We start from the raw sequence: 14,595 nt of genomic DNA on the forward strand, positions 1-14,595 counted from the left end.
CCGTCACCCCCGGTGCCGACGGGCCTCCCGGGCGGAGGACCGGACGGCCAGCCGCTCGTGCAGGCGGCGGCTGACCGTGGTGGCCCCGGCGGTCAGGAAGACCAGGGTGTAGAGGATCTGGAGCATCACCACCACCCGGGCCGACTGCCCGGCCGGGGTGACGTCCCCGAAGCCGACCGTGGCGAGCGTGACGACGGTGAAGTACAGCGCGTCGATCCTGGTCGCCAGCCCGGTGAACTCGCGCGCCAGCGCGTAGTAGGTGGAGGCGAAGACCACCAGGGTGAGCGCGCTGAGCAGCATGATCGCCATCGCCGGCCGCCCGGGCAGCCCGAGGTACTCCCGGCGGATCTCCCGGAGCAGGAGGAGCGCGAGCAGCGTCAGCGCCCCGGTGAAGGTCAGCCAGCTGGACGTCGGGTGGTGCGGGCCGAAGACGCCGAGCGGCAGGGTGAAGTACAGCGTCAGCAGCCCGGCGGCCCCGCCCGCGCCGTACAGCCAGCCCACCCGGTCGAAGCCGGGATCGGGGTCCGTCCCGTCACTCACCGCGGGGCCGCCTCGTCGGGCCGTTCGTCCAGCAGCTCCAGCACCGCCAGCCCGCCCAGGAGGGCGAAGCCGGTCCAGAACACCACCATCGCGGTCGGGTAGCTCCAGAACACCAGCACCAGCGCGGCCGCCGCCACCCCCGTCCACCCCAGCCAGGCCTTGTACCGGTGGACGAGGCGCCCGGCCGGCCCGAGCCGCAGCCCGGCCCGGGCGGCGGTGGTCCGCACGGCGCCGAAGCCCGCCGCCCAGAGCCGCCGCACCGTCCCGGCCCACCGCCCGGCCCCGGTCAGCCAGGCACCGAGCGCGACCAGCACGCCGAGCGCCGCCGCCGCCCGCACGGTGGTCCGCAGGTAGTGCACCAGGGCGTCGAAGACGGCCGCGGCGGCGTCCTGGTTCACCCCGGCCGGGAGCCGGTCCAGGTAGAACGCCCGGCCGGCGGTGAGGGCGAGGCCGAGCACCGCCGCCCCGGCGGCCACCAGCAGCGCGGCGGTGACCAGGGCCCGGCGCCGCCGCCCGGCCAGCAGCACGCCGCCCGCCGCGACCAGTACGGTGAGCACCGGCAGCCAGAAGCCGGCCAGGTCGAGCAGCCGGAACGCGGTGCGGGCCTTCGGGATCGCGTCGGACTGCACCAGGACGTACTCGGTGTGCACCTCGGGGATCCTCGACGCCACGCCGAGCCCCTGGGCGACCAGCCGGTCCTTCACCTGGTCGATCAGCGGCGCCAGGTCCAGCGTCACGGCGTCACCCTGCACCTCGACGGCGCCGCCGCCCTCTCCGGTGAGCAGCCGGTCCACGGCGGCGTGCGCGTTCCGGTTGACGGCCACCCAGACGGTGGCGAAGGCGTCGCTGTCCACCACCTTCTCGACCTGGCCGTGGACGAAGCCGGTCAGGCCGTTGGTCAGGGTGGAGCCGAGGGCGCCGAGGGCCTTGTCCAGCAGCGGCCGGTCGGCGGGGGCGACCTGCTCCAGCAGGGTGTCGACCGGCAGGTACTTCATCACTTCGGCGGTCACCCGGTCGGTCACGGCCGCCCGGACCGCCGGGTCCTCGGCCAGCGGCGCCATGGTGGCCACGTAGCGGTCGGTGTCACCGACCTCGGCCCTGGTCCAGGCGGCCACCACGCTCAGCGGGGTCAGCACGCCGGCCAGCAGCACCAACAGGACGGCGAAGGCGGACCTGACGCGGTGCCGACGGGGCGCCGCCCGCCGTTCCTCCAGCGCGGCGAGCCGCCGTCGCAGCTCCTCGACCTCGGTGGAGCCGGGCGGGTCGGACATCCGTTCCTCCCGGTGTGTGAAGCGGTGCACACCAGGAGATACCAGAACGAATCCGACGGCCAGTCAGACTTCGCCCGGGTACGCCAAAGCACCGGGCCGCCGACCCGTCCCCGGAGGGTCAGGTCGGCGGCCCGGTGTGGACCGGCCGTGATGGCGGGTCAGGCCTTGTTCTGCTGGCCGTTCGGCTCGGTGGCCTTGGTGATGACGATCGGCTCGACCGCCGGGCGGGGCTGCTCGGCGGCGGTGTTCTGCGCCGTGCCGTCCGCCGGAGTGGCCGGGGTACCGGCGGCCTGCGGGTCGTCCTCGCGCAGGGCCTTGGTCTCGGCCTTCAGGATGCGCATCGACTTGCCGAGGCCGCGCGCCATCTCGGGCAGCTTCTTCGAACCGAAAAGCAGGATGACGACAGCCAGCACCACGAGAAGGTGCCAGGGCTCCAGACCGTTGCGCAGCATGCCTGACCACCGGTCCCTTCGGATAACTCGCTGTTTCATGGGTCGGGCGAACTTGCCCCACCTCGGCCAGTATGCATGGCCCGCCCGGCCGACGTATACAGCGGTCCTGAAACATCGGGCGAAAACCAGGTGTTCACGTGAGGTTTGCGCACCATGAGGTCTAGACCAATTCCGACTGGTGGGTGACCTGCTCGGCGGGCTCCGCCGCGGCGGTGGGAACGGGCAGGTCACCGAGCAGGCGGTGGGCCAGGACAGCCCCGAGCAGCATGGTGACCAGGCCGGCCACGGCGGCCAGGTGCATCCCCTCGGCGAAGGCGTCCCGGGCGGCGGTGAGCAGCTGCCCGCCGAGCTCGCCGGGGAGCTGGGCCGCCACCGTGACCGCCCCGCCCAGGGTGTCCTGCGCCACCACCGCGAGGTCGGCGGGCAGTCCGGCCGGCAGTCCGCCGTCCAGCCGGGCGGAGTAGACCGCGGCGCCGGCCGCGCCGAGCAGGGCGATGCCGAGCGAGGCGCCCAGCTCGGTGGCGGTCTCGGAGACCGCCGAGGCGGCTCCGGCCTGCTCCGGCGGCGCGGCCGAGACCACCAGCTCGGCGGTGAGCATCATCGCGGCCACCGTCCCGGCGGCCAGCACTCCGGCCGCCACCAGGATGAGCGCCAGCGGCGAGTCGGGACGGACCTGCGTCATCAGGGCGAACCCGGCCGAGGCGATCACCAGACCACCCGTCAGACGCACGCCCGGCCGGACCTTGCCGGCCAGCGCCCCGGAGGCCCCGGCGGTGACGAAGACCCCGACGCTGGGCAGCAGCGCCCACAGCGAGGCGGTCAACGGGGCCATCCCGCGCACCAGTTGGAGGTACTGCGAGGTGTAGAGGGTGAAGCCCATCATGGCCAGCATGGTCAGGGTGTTGACCACCACCGCCCCGGTGAAGGTGCGGTTGCGGAACAGCGCCGGGTCGACCAGCGGCGCGGCCGCGGTCCGCAGCCGCCACACCAGCGCCGCGCCGAGCAGCACGCCGGCGGCCAGCGCCAGCCCGGCCGTGGTGCTCCAGCCGTCCACCGCGAGGTGCTTGATCCCGTAGACGGCGGGCAGCACGGCGGCCACCGCGAGCAGGGCGCCGGGCAGGTCGAAGCGGCCGGACTGCGGGCTGCGGTACTCCGGCAGCAGGAACGGGGCGGTCAGCAGCACCAGTGCCATCACCGGGACGGCGGGCAGGAAGACGGCGCTCCAGGTGAAGTGGTCCAGCAGCAGCCCGCCGATCACCGGGCCCAGGGTGGCCCCGGCCATGGTCGCGGCGCCCCAGGCGCCCATCGCGGCCGTGCGCTGCTTGGGGTCGTGGAACATGTTCCGGATCAGCGCCAGGGTCGAGGGCATCAGCGTCGCCCCGGTCACCCCGAGCAGGGCGCGGGCCGCGATCAGCTGCCCGGCGCCGTCGGAGGTCGCGGCCAGCACGGAGGCGGCGGCGAAGCCGAGCGCCCCGGCCATCAGCAGGCGGCGGCGGCCGATCCGGTCGCCCAGCGCGCCCATCGGGATGAGCAGCCCGGCCAGCAGGAACGAGTAGATGTCCATGATCCAGAGCTGCTCGGTGCCGCTCGGGCGCAGCTCGGTGCTGATGAAGGGGACGGCGAAGAACAGGATCCCCATGTCGGTGGCGATCACGAGGGTCGGCAGGAGCAGGACGGCGAGGCCAGTCCATTCGCGGCGGCCGGCGAGGCCGTGGGTTGTGGTCACGAGAAGAACGGTACGGGCGTTTGAGACGGATGTCTAGTACGGATGTGCAAGACATTCGTCTTGGTCTCGGCGTACGCTTCCGGGCATGGGAAATCGTGAGGATCTGCTCGACGGCGCCAAGCGCTGCCTGTTCGAGAAGGGCTACAGCCGCACCACCGCCCGGGACATCGCCACGGCGGCGGGCGTCAGCCTGGCCGCGATCGGCTACCACTTCGGGTCGAAGGAGGCGCTGCTCAACCAGGCGATGATGGAGGCGATCGGAGGCTGGGGCGACGCCGTCGAGGCGGCCACCGCCGGGGTCGGGGGCACGCCGAGGGAGCGGTTCGTCGCCGCCTGGGACGGGATCAGGGCGACGATGATCGAGTACCAGGGGCTCTGGGCCGCGCAGTTCGAGGTGATCGCCCGGACGGACGACCTGCCCGACGTCCGGGAGCAGTTCGCCAAGGTCCAGCGGATGGCCCGGCTGGAGATCGCGCACATGGTGAGCGGCGGCGAACGGGCGCCGGAGAGCGAGGACGAGGTCCTCCTCGGCGCCTTCTACCAGGCCCTGCTGGCCGGGGTGGTCACCCAGTGGCTGGTCGACCCGGCCCAGTCCCTGACGGGGGACCAGATGCTCCGCGCCCTCGAACTCGCCGCCGGCCGGGTCCTGAGCTGACGCCTTCGGGGAAATCGGTGATCCCGGGGGCGCGAGGCTCTGCTGATGTGCGGCTCCGCCGCGTGGGCGCGAAGCGGAAGGCGGGCCACCGTTGGATCGGGGCAAGTGAGCCAGTTGCACGTACTGCCGTTCCCCCGCGGGCAGTTCCCCGCGCCCCCGGGGCGACCACCCGCGGCCCCCTGATGGCCCCACCGGCGTGCGCCCGGCCGGGGGCTGGCCGAAGGTGGGGGCCATGGCGACGTATCAGAAGTTCATCGGCGGGTTCGAGGTCAACCGGGGCCTGCTGGCCACCGGGGTGGTGCTGACCGGCGTGGGTGCGCTGGTCGGCCTCGCGGGTACCGCGATGGTCGGGGCGGCGCTGCTCTCGGCCGGGCGCGGCTGGGTCCGGCAGATGGAGACCCCGCCGGGCGAGCTGGCCCAGCGCACCCTCCAGCACGCCCGGGCCGCCTCGATGGCGGGCTGGGACGCCTGGCGGGCCGAGCACCCGCAGCCGGGGCAGCACAACTGACGGGACCGGCAAGAGGGTTGGGCAGCGGGCCGATGGGGGAGCGGCCCGCTGCCGTACGTCCGGCGGCGGATCGTGGGGGATGCCGCCGGGCGTAGTCGTGGGCCGGCTACAGGCCGAGCGACTTGGCGACGATGGACCGCATGACCTCGCTGGTGCCGCCGTAGATCCGGAAGACCCGGTTGTCGGTGTAGAGCCGGGCGATCGGGTACTCCAGGATGTAGCCGTAACCGCCGTGCAGCTGGAGGCACTTGTCGATCACCTGGGAGGCGGACTCGGTGCAGAACAGCTTGGTCGCGGCGGCGTCCGCCACCGTCAGCTGTCCGTTCTGGTAGAGCTCCAGCGCCCGGTCCACCATGGACTCCTGCGCCAGTACCTGGGCCTGACAGTCCGCCAGGCTGAACTTGGTGTTCTGGAACTCGGCCACCGCCTGGCCGAAGACCTTGCGCTCCTTCACGTACTGCACCGCGAAGCGGACCGCGGCCGCCGAGGAGGCGTACGCGCCGACCGCGATCGCCAGCCGCTCCTGCACCAGGTTGTGGGTCAGGTAGCCGAAGGCCTTCCCCTCCTCGCCCAGCAGGTCGCCGACCGGCACCTTGACGTCGGTGAAGGAGAGTTCGGCGGTGTCCGAGGTGCGCAGGCCGATCTTCTTGAGCTTGCGGCCGACGGCGTAGCCCTCCGAGGTGGTGTCCACGCAGAGGATGGAGAGCCCGGCCCGGCGGTCGGCCGGGTCGTACGGGCTGGTGCGGCAGATCACCAGCACCAGGTCGGCCAGCACGCCGCCGGTGATGAAGGTCTTGGCGCCGTTCAGGACGTAGTGGGTGCCGTCCTCGGAGAGCCTGGCCGTGGTGGAGATGCCCGCGAGGTCGGAGCCGGCGCCCGGCTCGGTCATCGCGATGGCGGTCATGACGTCACCGGAGACGAAGCCCGGCAGCCAGCGCCGCTTCTGCTCCTCGGAGGCGTACTCCAGCAGGTAGGGCAGCACCAGGCCGGTGTGCACGCCGGCGGAGCCGAAGGTGACGCCGGCCCGGGCGCACTCCTCGCTGACCACGGCCTGGTACTTGAAGCCGGTCTGGTCGGCGCCGCCGTACTCCTCCGGGACCTCGATGCCGAAGACGCCGAGCGCGCCGAGCTTGCGGTAGAAGTCGCGGGGCGGGTGGCCCTCGGTCTCCCAGCTCTCGTAGACCGGCACGACCTCCTTGGCGATGAAGTCCCGGATGGTCTCCCGGAAGGCCTCGTGGTCCTCGTCGAACACGGTGCGGCGCACGGCGGCGCTCCCTTCGTGGCGGCCCGGAGGCGGCTCTGATCGCGGCTCAAGTTAATCGGCGGTAGCTTCCGCTGTCCAGCACTTCCGTGCACCGCCCCTTCCGTGTTCGGGCTTCGGACGGGCCGTCAAGTGAATCGTTGCTACCCTGGCCGGGCGGTTTCGCGGAGTGCTCGGGAGCGGTTCGGCAGGGGGCGATGGTGGCGACGAGGCGGCCGCCGGGGCGGAAGGCGCAGATCCTGGCCGTCGCGGGGGAGCGGTTCCACCGGGACGGGTACCACCGGGTCTCGATGGCGGAGCTGGCCGGGGAGCTGGGCATCACCGCCCCCGCGCTCTACCGGCACGTGCCGGGCAAGCCCGAACTGCTCCGCCAGGTGCTGGACACCCAGCTGGCCGGGCTGCGGCAGGCCGTCCGGGCCGGGGCCGCCGGGCCCGGTGAGCTGGCCGCCGCGCTGGCCCCGGCCGCGATCGACCACCGGGCGCTGGGCACGCTCTGGCAGCGGGACGCCCGGCTGCTGCCCCCGCCCCAACGGGCCCGGCTGCGCCGGGAGTTGCGCTCCGAGGTGGCCGCCATGGCCGCGACGGTGCGGCTGGCCAGGCCCGAACTCTCCCACCCGGACGCGGAGTTGCTCTGCTGGTCGGTGCTCTCCGCGCTCGGCGGGCTGTCCAACCACACCTTCGCGCTGCCCCGGCGCCGGTTCGAGCAGCTGCTCGCCGAGCTGGCCGCGGTGGTCCTGGCCGCGCCGCTGCCTCCGTTGCCGGTCGGCCCCGCTCCCACCCCCGCTCCCGCCGAAGCGCCCGGGTCCCGCCGGGAGGAGCTGCTGACCGCCGCCGTCGTCCTGTTCCACCGCCACGGCTTCGACAACGCGACCACCGACCGGCTCGGTGCCGCGGTCGGCATCGCCGGGCCGAGCGTCTACAAGCACTTCGGCACCAAGGCCGAGCTGCTGGCCGCCGCCCTGGAGCGCTGCCGGGAGCGGCTGCGGCAGGAGGTGTGCGGTCCGCTGGCCGAGGCGGCGGACCCGGCCGCCGCGCTGGCTGCCGGGCTCGCCGCCTACGTGGACTTCGCGCACCGGTACGGCGACCACCTGGGCGTGATGGTCAGCGAGACCGAGCGGCTGGCCGCGCCGGACCGGCGGGCGGCGGTCGCGTTCCGCCGGGAGTTCCTGCGCACCTGGGTGGAGCTGCTGCGGCGGGTCCGGCCGCAGTACGGCCCGGCGGAGGCCCGGATCCGGGTGCACGCGATGTTCGCCCTGGTCAACGACGGGGTGCGCGGCGGCTGGAGCAGGCCGGACCTGACGCAGTGTCTGGCCGATCTCGCCGGTGCGGTGTCGGGCCTGCCCGGTCTGGACATGACGCAGGGGCGGGCCCGGTCGGGCCCGCCCCTGCGGGGTCATGACGACGAGGTGGGTCAGTACAGCACGAACGGGTAGTAGACCGAGTGCGTGAACGCGCCGTTGCCCTGGATCACGCCGATGCCGCCGGAGTTCCCGGCCACCCCGGCGCTGTTGTTCTGGTTCGCCGCGCCGGAGCCGGTCGCGGCCTGCTGGGTCGCGTTGCCGTTGCCGTTGACGCTGCCGACGATGTTGCCCGACCCGGTGTTGCTCACCACGCTGCTGTTGGAGCCGTACGCGGCGCCGGCGCCGTTGTCCGCGTGGGCGGTGCCGGCTCCGAGGAGCAGAATGGCGCCGAGGACGGTCACGGTGGCGGCTGCGCGAATTCGGGACACGGTGGTCTCCCTGCTAACTGGTGCGAATGTGGCGCGTCCGGGGTGGCCGCCCCGTAACGTGCCGGTGTCTGACGTCGCGTGACCAGCATTCCCCAGTCGGCCGATTGACTTCAATGGCCTCCGCCCCGGTTCGCCCGAACGAGTCACGGCCACGTCACGGACGCAGGGGGCGGCAAATGCCGAAGGGGGTCGTTCCGCTTCATTTCCCCCCTCCTGACCTGGGGTTCCCTCCGGCACTCGACGACCAACTCGGGGCCAGGTAACGGTAAAGCGAAAAACCTGGTAGGTGGATTGTCCGACTGGCAGACTTGGGCCTCATGTCGGAAGACCTTGAGCCCGGTCGGCAGCCGGAACGGAATCTGCGCACGACCGAGGTGGACCTGGGGGGACTGGTGGGGGTCCTGGCCACCCACCTCTACTCCACCCCCTTGGTGGCCCTTCGCGAACTCGTCCAGAACGCCCATGATTCGCATACCCGCAGAAGTTTGGAGGCACCGGGCAGTACCGATGGCGCGGTGATCCGGGTGGGGGCCGATCCGGCCCGCCGGACGATCTCGGTGGAGGACGCCGGGGCGGGTCTCACCGAACCGGAGATCCACGCCTACCTGGCCACGGTCGGCAGCGGATACACCAGGATGCTAAGGGAATTGACTGGCAGTCAGGAACTCATCGGCGCATTCGGGCTGGGCTTCCTCTCCGCCTTCTCGATCGCCGACGAGGTCACCGTCACCACCACCTCGCACCGCGAGCCCGGCGTCGGCCACCGCTACTCCAGCCGGGGCGGCGAGCAGTACACCGTCGAACCGGTGGCGCCGCGGGCCGCCCCCGGCACCGTGGTCGAGCTGCTGCTCAAGCCCGAACACGCCCGGCTGGCCGACGAGTACACCCTGCGCGAGGTGCTCACCCGGTACTGCGTGCTGCTGCCCGTCCCGGTCCTGGTCGGCGAGGACCAGTGGCCGGTGAACGGCCTCCCGGTCCCCTGGCGTCAGGAACCGCCCCTCTCCGAACGGGAGTCGGAGACCGCCCGGCTGCACTTCGCGGCCGGTTTCGGCCGCCGCTTCCCGCCGCTGGCCACCCTGCCGGTCGCCCCGGTGGACGGCGCCAGCGACGCCGTCGGCCTGCTCTGGGTGCAGGACGGCGGCAGCTACGGCTCCACCGACAACCGCGAACTCGCGGTCTACCTGCGCGGCATGCTGCTGGCCGAGGACGCCCGCGACCTGCTGCCCACCTGGGCCGGCTTCATCGGCGGAGTGATCGAGTCCGACCGGCTCACCCCGACCGCCAGCCGCGAGGACCTCCAGCGGGACGGGCACTACCGCGCGCTCCAGCAGGTGCTCGCCGACGCCATCGTCGACGGCCTGTACGAGACCGCCCGGCTCCACCCCGCCACCTGGCGGCGGATCCTGGCCCGGCACGGCCAGGAGCTGCTCGGCGCCGCGCTCTGCGACGACCGCCTCTTCACCCTGCTCGCCGACGACGTCCCGGTGCCCACCTCGCAGGGCGAGCTGACCGCCGGGGCGATGCGGGCCGCCGGCGACGGCGCGGTGCACGTGGCGCTCGGCTCCGAGGGCGGCTTCGAGGAGATGCTCTACCGGGCCATGCAGGTGCCGATCGCCCGGGGCGACCGGTACGCGGTGCTGCCCTTCCTGCGCCGCTACGCCCGCCAGCGCGAGTGCCGGCTGGTCGAGCTGGGCGGCGAGAGCGGCAACCGCGAGCTCTTCCGCGACCCCGAACAGCCCTTGGCCGCCGAGGAGTTCGGCTGGCTGGCGGCGGCCCTCACCGACCTCGGCGAGCAGCTGGTGCCGGCCCGCTTCGACCCGCCGGGGCTGCCCCTGGTGCTGGTGCCGGACCGCGAGGCCGAGCTGAAGGCCCGGCTGGAGGGGGAGCAGGCCGAGAGCCGCATCCCCTCCGCCGCGCTCCGGCTGGCCCGGGCCTTCACCGGCCGCACCGACGGCAGCGTCCGGGCCCGGCTCTACCTCAACCTCTCCGCCCCGGCCGTCCGGCAGCTGCTGACCGCCTACCGGGCGGGGCACACCGGCAGCGCCACGGCCGCCGGGCTGCTCCGTTCGCTCAAGGTCATCATGGCGGCGGCCTCCGGCTCCGCCACCGGCGACCTCACCGCCGCGCTCGGCGGCATCGGCACGGCGGTGGCGGCGCTCACGGCCCCGGTGGCACCTCCTGACGCCCCGTCCGCCGCCGCCCCGTCCGCCGCCGGCCCGGCGGAAGGGGAGGACGCGTGACCACCGACATCTGGGCCTGGGTGCACGACAGCCACGCCCGCCTGGTGGAGGCCGGCCACCACCGGCTGGCCACCGCGCTGGCGGAGATCGCCGGCCACGCCGTCGAGGGCCGCAACGAGCAGCTGGACGCGGTCTTCCCGGAGGCACTGGCCTCGGCCCGGGCACTCGGCCTGCCCTGGGTGGAGGTCTTCCTGCGGCACTGGCGGCTGCAGAACCTGCTGAACAAGCGTCACCAGGGCGAGGCCGCCCTGGCCGAGGCGGTCTCCCTGCTGGAGTACGCCCACCGCCCGGAGACCGAGGGCTGCCCGCAGGCGGTCTGCGCCGTCCAGGACTTCACCATCTGCCACGCCAACATCGACGGCCCCGGCTACGTCCCCGAACGGCTGGCGGTGCTGGAGGAGGCACTGCGGCGGGTGGAGCCGGCCCGGGCCTGCTTCGACTGCCTCTCCCGCGAGTACGCCGACACCCTGGAGGACGGCGGCCGCCCGGAGGAGGCGCTGACCCACCTGGACCGCGCCCAGGCCCGCATCCTGGCGGCGGGCGAGCAGGTCTCGCTCGCCTTCGGCCACGGCCGGGCCTCCGCGCTGCACCGCCTCGGCCGCCACCAGGAGGCCCTGGAGGCCTACCGGCTGGCCGAGTTGGCGCAGGTGGCGGCCCGCCGCAGGCTGGACGAGGACGACCGCCGCAAGCTCGCGGTGGGCCGGGCCCTGGAGTACGCCGCGCTCGGCCGCCGGGAGGAGGCGCTGACCCGGCTCCCGGACGTGGAGGAGGCGGAGGCCTACGCCGACATCCGGCTGCGCTGGGCGGCGGCGGTCGAGCTGCTGGCGGGTGCCGAGGCCTACCCGAACGACACCGAGCTGGGCGTCCGGCTGGCGCGCTGGGTCGGCTACCTGGACGCGGCCGGTTCGCACCGCCCCTGCCTGGACCTGCTGTTGACCGCCGGGCGGCTGGCCGTGGCGCGCGGCGCCCGGGAGGTGGCCCGCACCCTGGCCGGCACCGGCGAGCGCAAGCTCACCCAACTGCGCAGCCCAGCCGGGGTGTCCCGGCAGGTGGCCGCCCTGCGGTCCGCCGCCGACGCCCTCCCCGAGGCCGAACTCCCGGTGCCGGTGAGCGAGTTGAAGCGGTGGACGGCCGACCACCCGGGCGAGGTGGACGCCGAGCGGGCCGCCGACCTGCTGGCGGCCGCCCACGCCGCCGACCCGCGCGGCGGCCACCTGCCCGCCCTGGCCGGGGCGCTCGGCGCGCTCGGCCACGCCCGGGCGGCCGCCGCGCTGCTCTGGGAGCAGCTCGAACTCGCCCCGCAGGACGCCCTGTCGGCCCGTCAGCTGGCGGCCACCCTGATCGAGGCCGAGGACGACGAGGGGGTGCGGCGGCTGGCCGACCGGCTGGCCGCGGAGAGCCCGGCCGAGGCCCAGTGGGTCCGGGCCCGCTGGGCCGCCGCCGAGGGCCGCTGGGCCGAGGCGGCCGAACGCTGCGCCGCCGTCCTGGCCGAGGACCCGTCCCGCCCGGCCCCGCGCCGGCTCGGCGCGGCCGCCGCCACCCGGCTGGGCGACTATCCCACCGCGCAGCGGCTCTACCTGGAGCTGCTGGCCCTGCCGGACGCCGCGGACGCGGCGGACGCGGCGGACGACCCGCACCCGGAGGTCTGGCCGGCCGACCTCTGGCACCTGGTCACCGTCGCCACCGTCAACCGGGACTGGGCGGTGGTGCGGGCCGCCGGCGCGCAGCTCGGCCTGGAGTTTGAGCGGGACGAGGGCCCGGTGGACGAGGACTGGCAGCTGGTCACCGTCCGGGCGCCGCGCAGCGACGGCATCCTGGCCGACCTGCCCGCGGTGCGCACCGGCCCGGCCACCGCGCGCATCCTGCCGGTGCTCGGCGAGGACCTGACGCTCAACCACAACGACGTGGTGGTCTTCGGCCCGGCCGTGCAGAACCCGGGGCCGGACGGGGGCGGCACCGCCTGGCGGCCCGCCTTCGACCTGCTCACCCTGCTCGACCCGGCCGGCTACACCACCTGGTGGGTGGACGGCGCCTGGCCCGGCGCCGCCGCCTGGGCCGAGCTGCGGGAGGCGCTGGCGGCGGCCGGCTACGGGCTCTGGGTGCACAGCGGGGAGGCCTACCTGCTCATCGACCCGGACACCCCGGGCGGCAGCCTGCCCGGGGTCTACGCGGCGGTCGGCATCCCGCCGCTGGCCACCGCCGCCGAGGCGGACGCGGTGCTCACCACCCTCACCGAGGGCTGGCGGCACCCGCTCAGCTGGCCCGAACTGGCCGTCGCGGCCGGGGCCGACCCGGGGCCGCACCTGGACACCGTCCGCCGGTACGGCCTCTGACCCACCGTCACTCCGGGGTCCGTCGCTCCGCAGCGGCGGGCCCGGGGGTGGGGTCGAGGAACACCCGTGCCACGGCCGGGAGTTCGGCCCGGACGGCCCGCTCGGCGGCGTCGCAGGCCAGCTCCACCTGGGCGGCGGTGGCCAGGTCGGAGAAGTCCACCTTGGCCGCCACCAGCACCTCCTGCGGGCCGTGCACGATGGTGACCAGCTCCAGCACCGCCTCCACGTGCGGCTGGCGCCGCAGCGTCTCCTCGATCCGGTCCTCCAGCGGCTGCGGCAGCGCCCGGCCGATCAGCAGCGAGGAGTTGTCCCGGGCCAGCACGTACGCGACCCAGGCCAGCAGCACCCCGATCAGCAGCGAGGCGGTGCCGTCCCAGACCGGCGAGCCGGTCAGCTGGGCACCGAGCAGCCCGCCGAACGCGAGCAGCAGCCCGGCCAGCGCGGCCGAGTCCTCCAGGAAGACCGCCTTCACCGCCGTGTCCGGGGTGTGCCGCAGGTAGGTGACCGGCCCCGTCCCGAACCGCCGCCCCTCGCCGCGCACCTGACGGTACGCCCGGCGCAGCGAGATCCCCTCCAGCACGAAGGCCACCGCGAGCACCACGTACGAGAGCGTCGGGCTGCCGAGCTCCTCGCCGTACCGCAGGGTGTGGACGCCGTCGTGCACGGAGAAGACCGCGCCGCCGACGAAGGTGGCGAAGGAGGCGAGCAGCGCCCAGAGGTAGCGCTCGCGCCCGTAGCCGAAGGGGTGGGTGTCGTCGGCCGGGCGGGAGCCGCGCTTGATCGAGGCGAACAGCAGCAGCTCGGTGACGGTGTCGGCGAAGGAGTGCGCGGCCTCGGAGAGCATCGCGCTCGATCCGCTCAGCACCCCGGCCGCCGCCTTGGCGACGGCGATCCCGAGGTTGCACAGCCCCGCGACGACCACCGTGCCCAGACTCTCCTGCTCCTCCTGCTCCTCCGGCTCCTCCGGTTCGGTGCTCATGGGCGGCCATTTTGCCCGCTATGCCCCTTGTAGGCGGCTGTTCAAGGGCCGCACTTGGCGAATGCTTTACCATTTCATTGCCAAGGTCCTACTCTCCCGAACCTGCCCGAGGAGTCCCTGACCGTGACCAGCCTTGCCCTGGGCCCCGCCTGGCTCGACCCCGACCACCTGATCTCGGCCTTCGGTCTGATCGGCATCCTGGTGATCGTCTTCGCCGAGTCGGGCCTGCTGATCGGCTTCTTCCTCCCCGGGGACTCCCTGCTCTTCACCGCCGGCCTGCTGGTGGCCGACGGCACCTACCTCCAGCAGCCGCTCTGGCTGGTCTGCACCCTGATCGTGCTCGCGGCGGTGGTCGGCGACCAGGTCGGCTACCTCTTCGGGCGCAAGGTCGGACCGAGCCTGTTCCGGCGGCCGGACTCCAGGCTGTTCAAGCAGGAGAACGTGGAGAAGGCCGCCGCCTTCTTCGACCGGCACGGCCCCAAGGCGATCGTGCTGGCCCGCTTCGTGCCCATCGTCCGGACCTTCACCCCGATCGTGGCCGGGGTGTCCCGGATGAACTACCGCACCTTCGTGATCTACAACGTGGTCGGCGGCGTCCTCTGGGGCGCGGGCGTCACCGTCCTCGGCTACTTCCTCGGCCAGATCCCGTTCGTCCGCGAGAACATCGAGGCCATGCTGATCGGCATCGTCCTGCTCTCCGTCCTCCCCATCGTGGTCGAACTCCTCCGCGCCCGCCGCAAGCCCCGCCCCGTCACCGACTGACGCTCCCTCACCCCACCACCCCACGGACCCGTGTTCATCCGGACCCCTCCCCTCCGCCCCGCCGATCAGACACGATGGCCGTCCCACCAGCCGGAGGCGTTGTGCATCCGTGCACCTCATCAGGCAAGGTGGGAGCGAC

At 73.8% G+C, this 14,595-nt stretch carries 13 protein-coding genes; 6 read left to right on the plus strand and 7 right to left on the minus strand.

The genetic code is table 11. The annotated features are described in order from the left end of the window. Nucleotides 1-3: 3 nt before the first annotated feature. From ACZ6ZR_RS29275 to ACZ6ZR_RS29290, 4 genes are all read right to left on the minus strand, one after another. Nucleotides 4-540, minus strand: a complete 537-nt coding sequence (locus tag ACZ6ZR_RS29275; RefSeq protein ID WP_465647354.1) for a potassium channel family protein — start codon at nt 538-540, stop codon at nt 4-6. Further along, nucleotides 537-1,811 carry a hypothetical protein gene (locus tag ACZ6ZR_RS29280; RefSeq protein ID WP_465647356.1) on the minus strand — a complete coding sequence of 425 codons (1,275 nt, stop codon included), beginning with the start codon at nt 1,809-1,811 and terminating at the stop codon, nt 537-539. Before ACZ6ZR_RS29280 ends, ACZ6ZR_RS29275 begins: the two co-directional genes overlap by 4 nt. Nucleotides 1,812-1,969: 158 nt before the next feature. Continuing rightward, nucleotides 1,970-2,263 (minus strand): Sec-independent protein translocase subunit TatA, encoded by a 294-nt coding sequence (gene tatA, locus ACZ6ZR_RS29285; RefSeq protein ID WP_465647358.1) that lies wholly within the window; start codon nt 2,261-2,263, stop codon nt 1,970-1,972. Between the two features lie 160 nt (nt 2,264-2,423). Next, on the minus strand, nt 2,424-3,989 hold the full coding sequence (locus ACZ6ZR_RS29290; RefSeq protein WP_465647360.1) for an MFS transporter: 1,566 nt from the start codon (nt 3,987-3,989) through the stop codon (nt 2,424-2,426). Between the two features lie 85 nt (nt 3,990-4,074). On the opposite strand from ACZ6ZR_RS29290, the gene ACZ6ZR_RS29295 reads away from it, so the two are divergent. Next, nucleotides 4,075-4,644 (plus strand): TetR/AcrR family transcriptional regulator, encoded by a 570-nt coding sequence (locus tag ACZ6ZR_RS29295; protein ID WP_465647362.1) that lies wholly within the window; start codon nt 4,075-4,077, stop codon nt 4,642-4,644. Nucleotides 4,645-4,876: 232 nt separating this feature from the next. Further along, entirely contained in the window at nt 4,877-5,152 is a 276-nt protein-coding gene (locus ACZ6ZR_RS29300) for a hypothetical protein (protein ID WP_465647364.1), read from the plus strand. Between the two features lie 106 nt (nt 5,153-5,258). Here ACZ6ZR_RS29300 and ACZ6ZR_RS29305 read toward each other — a convergent pair whose 3' ends face one another. Further along, nucleotides 5,259-6,416 carry an acyl-CoA dehydrogenase family protein gene (locus ACZ6ZR_RS29305; protein ID WP_465647366.1) on the minus strand — a complete coding sequence of 386 codons (1,158 nt, stop codon included), beginning with the start codon at nt 6,414-6,416 and terminating at the stop codon, nt 5,259-5,261. Nucleotides 6,417-6,610: 194 nt separating this feature from the next. Here ACZ6ZR_RS29305 and ACZ6ZR_RS29310 point away from each other — a divergent pair, with 194 nt between their 5' ends. After that, on the plus strand, nt 6,611-7,846 hold the full coding sequence (locus ACZ6ZR_RS29310) for a TetR/AcrR family transcriptional regulator (RefSeq protein ID WP_465647368.1): 1,236 nt from the start codon (nt 6,611-6,613) through the stop codon (nt 7,844-7,846). Here the strand turns inward: ACZ6ZR_RS29310 and ACZ6ZR_RS29315 are convergent. Continuing rightward, nucleotides 7,825-8,142: a hypothetical protein gene (locus ACZ6ZR_RS29315; RefSeq protein WP_465647370.1), complete on the minus strand. Its 318-nt coding sequence runs from the start codon at nt 8,140-8,142 to the stop codon at nt 7,825-7,827. The two genes, ACZ6ZR_RS29310 and ACZ6ZR_RS29315, sit on opposite strands and share 22 nt — an antisense overlap. Before the next feature lie 317 nt (nt 8,143-8,459). Between ACZ6ZR_RS29315 and ACZ6ZR_RS29320 the strand changes: the two genes are divergently transcribed. Beyond that, a complete protein-coding gene (locus tag ACZ6ZR_RS29320) occupies nt 8,460-10,382 on the plus strand; it encodes an ATP-binding protein (protein ID WP_465647372.1) in 1,923 nt (640 codons plus the stop codon). Beyond that, nucleotides 10,379-12,715 (plus strand): hypothetical protein, encoded by a 2,337-nt coding sequence (locus ACZ6ZR_RS29325; protein WP_465647374.1) that lies wholly within the window; start codon nt 10,379-10,381, stop codon nt 12,713-12,715. The genes ACZ6ZR_RS29320 and ACZ6ZR_RS29325 overlap by 4 nt, the downstream gene beginning before the upstream one ends. Nucleotides 12,716-12,722: 7 nt before the next feature. Here ACZ6ZR_RS29325 and ACZ6ZR_RS29330 read toward each other — a convergent pair whose 3' ends face one another. After that, nucleotides 12,723-13,694, minus strand: coding sequence for a cation diffusion facilitator family transporter (locus ACZ6ZR_RS29330; protein WP_465647376.1), 972 nt, complete (start codon nt 13,692-13,694; stop codon nt 12,723-12,725). Nucleotides 13,695-13,817: 123 nt separating this feature from the next. Between ACZ6ZR_RS29330 and ACZ6ZR_RS29335 the strand changes: the two genes are divergently transcribed. Next, a complete protein-coding gene (locus ACZ6ZR_RS29335; protein ID WP_465647378.1) occupies nt 13,818-14,456 on the plus strand; it encodes a DedA family protein in 639 nt (212 codons plus the stop codon). Nucleotides 14,457-14,595 lie beyond the last annotated feature (139 nt).

It is taken from the genome of Kitasatospora sp. NPDC088742 (assembly GCF_055584905.1).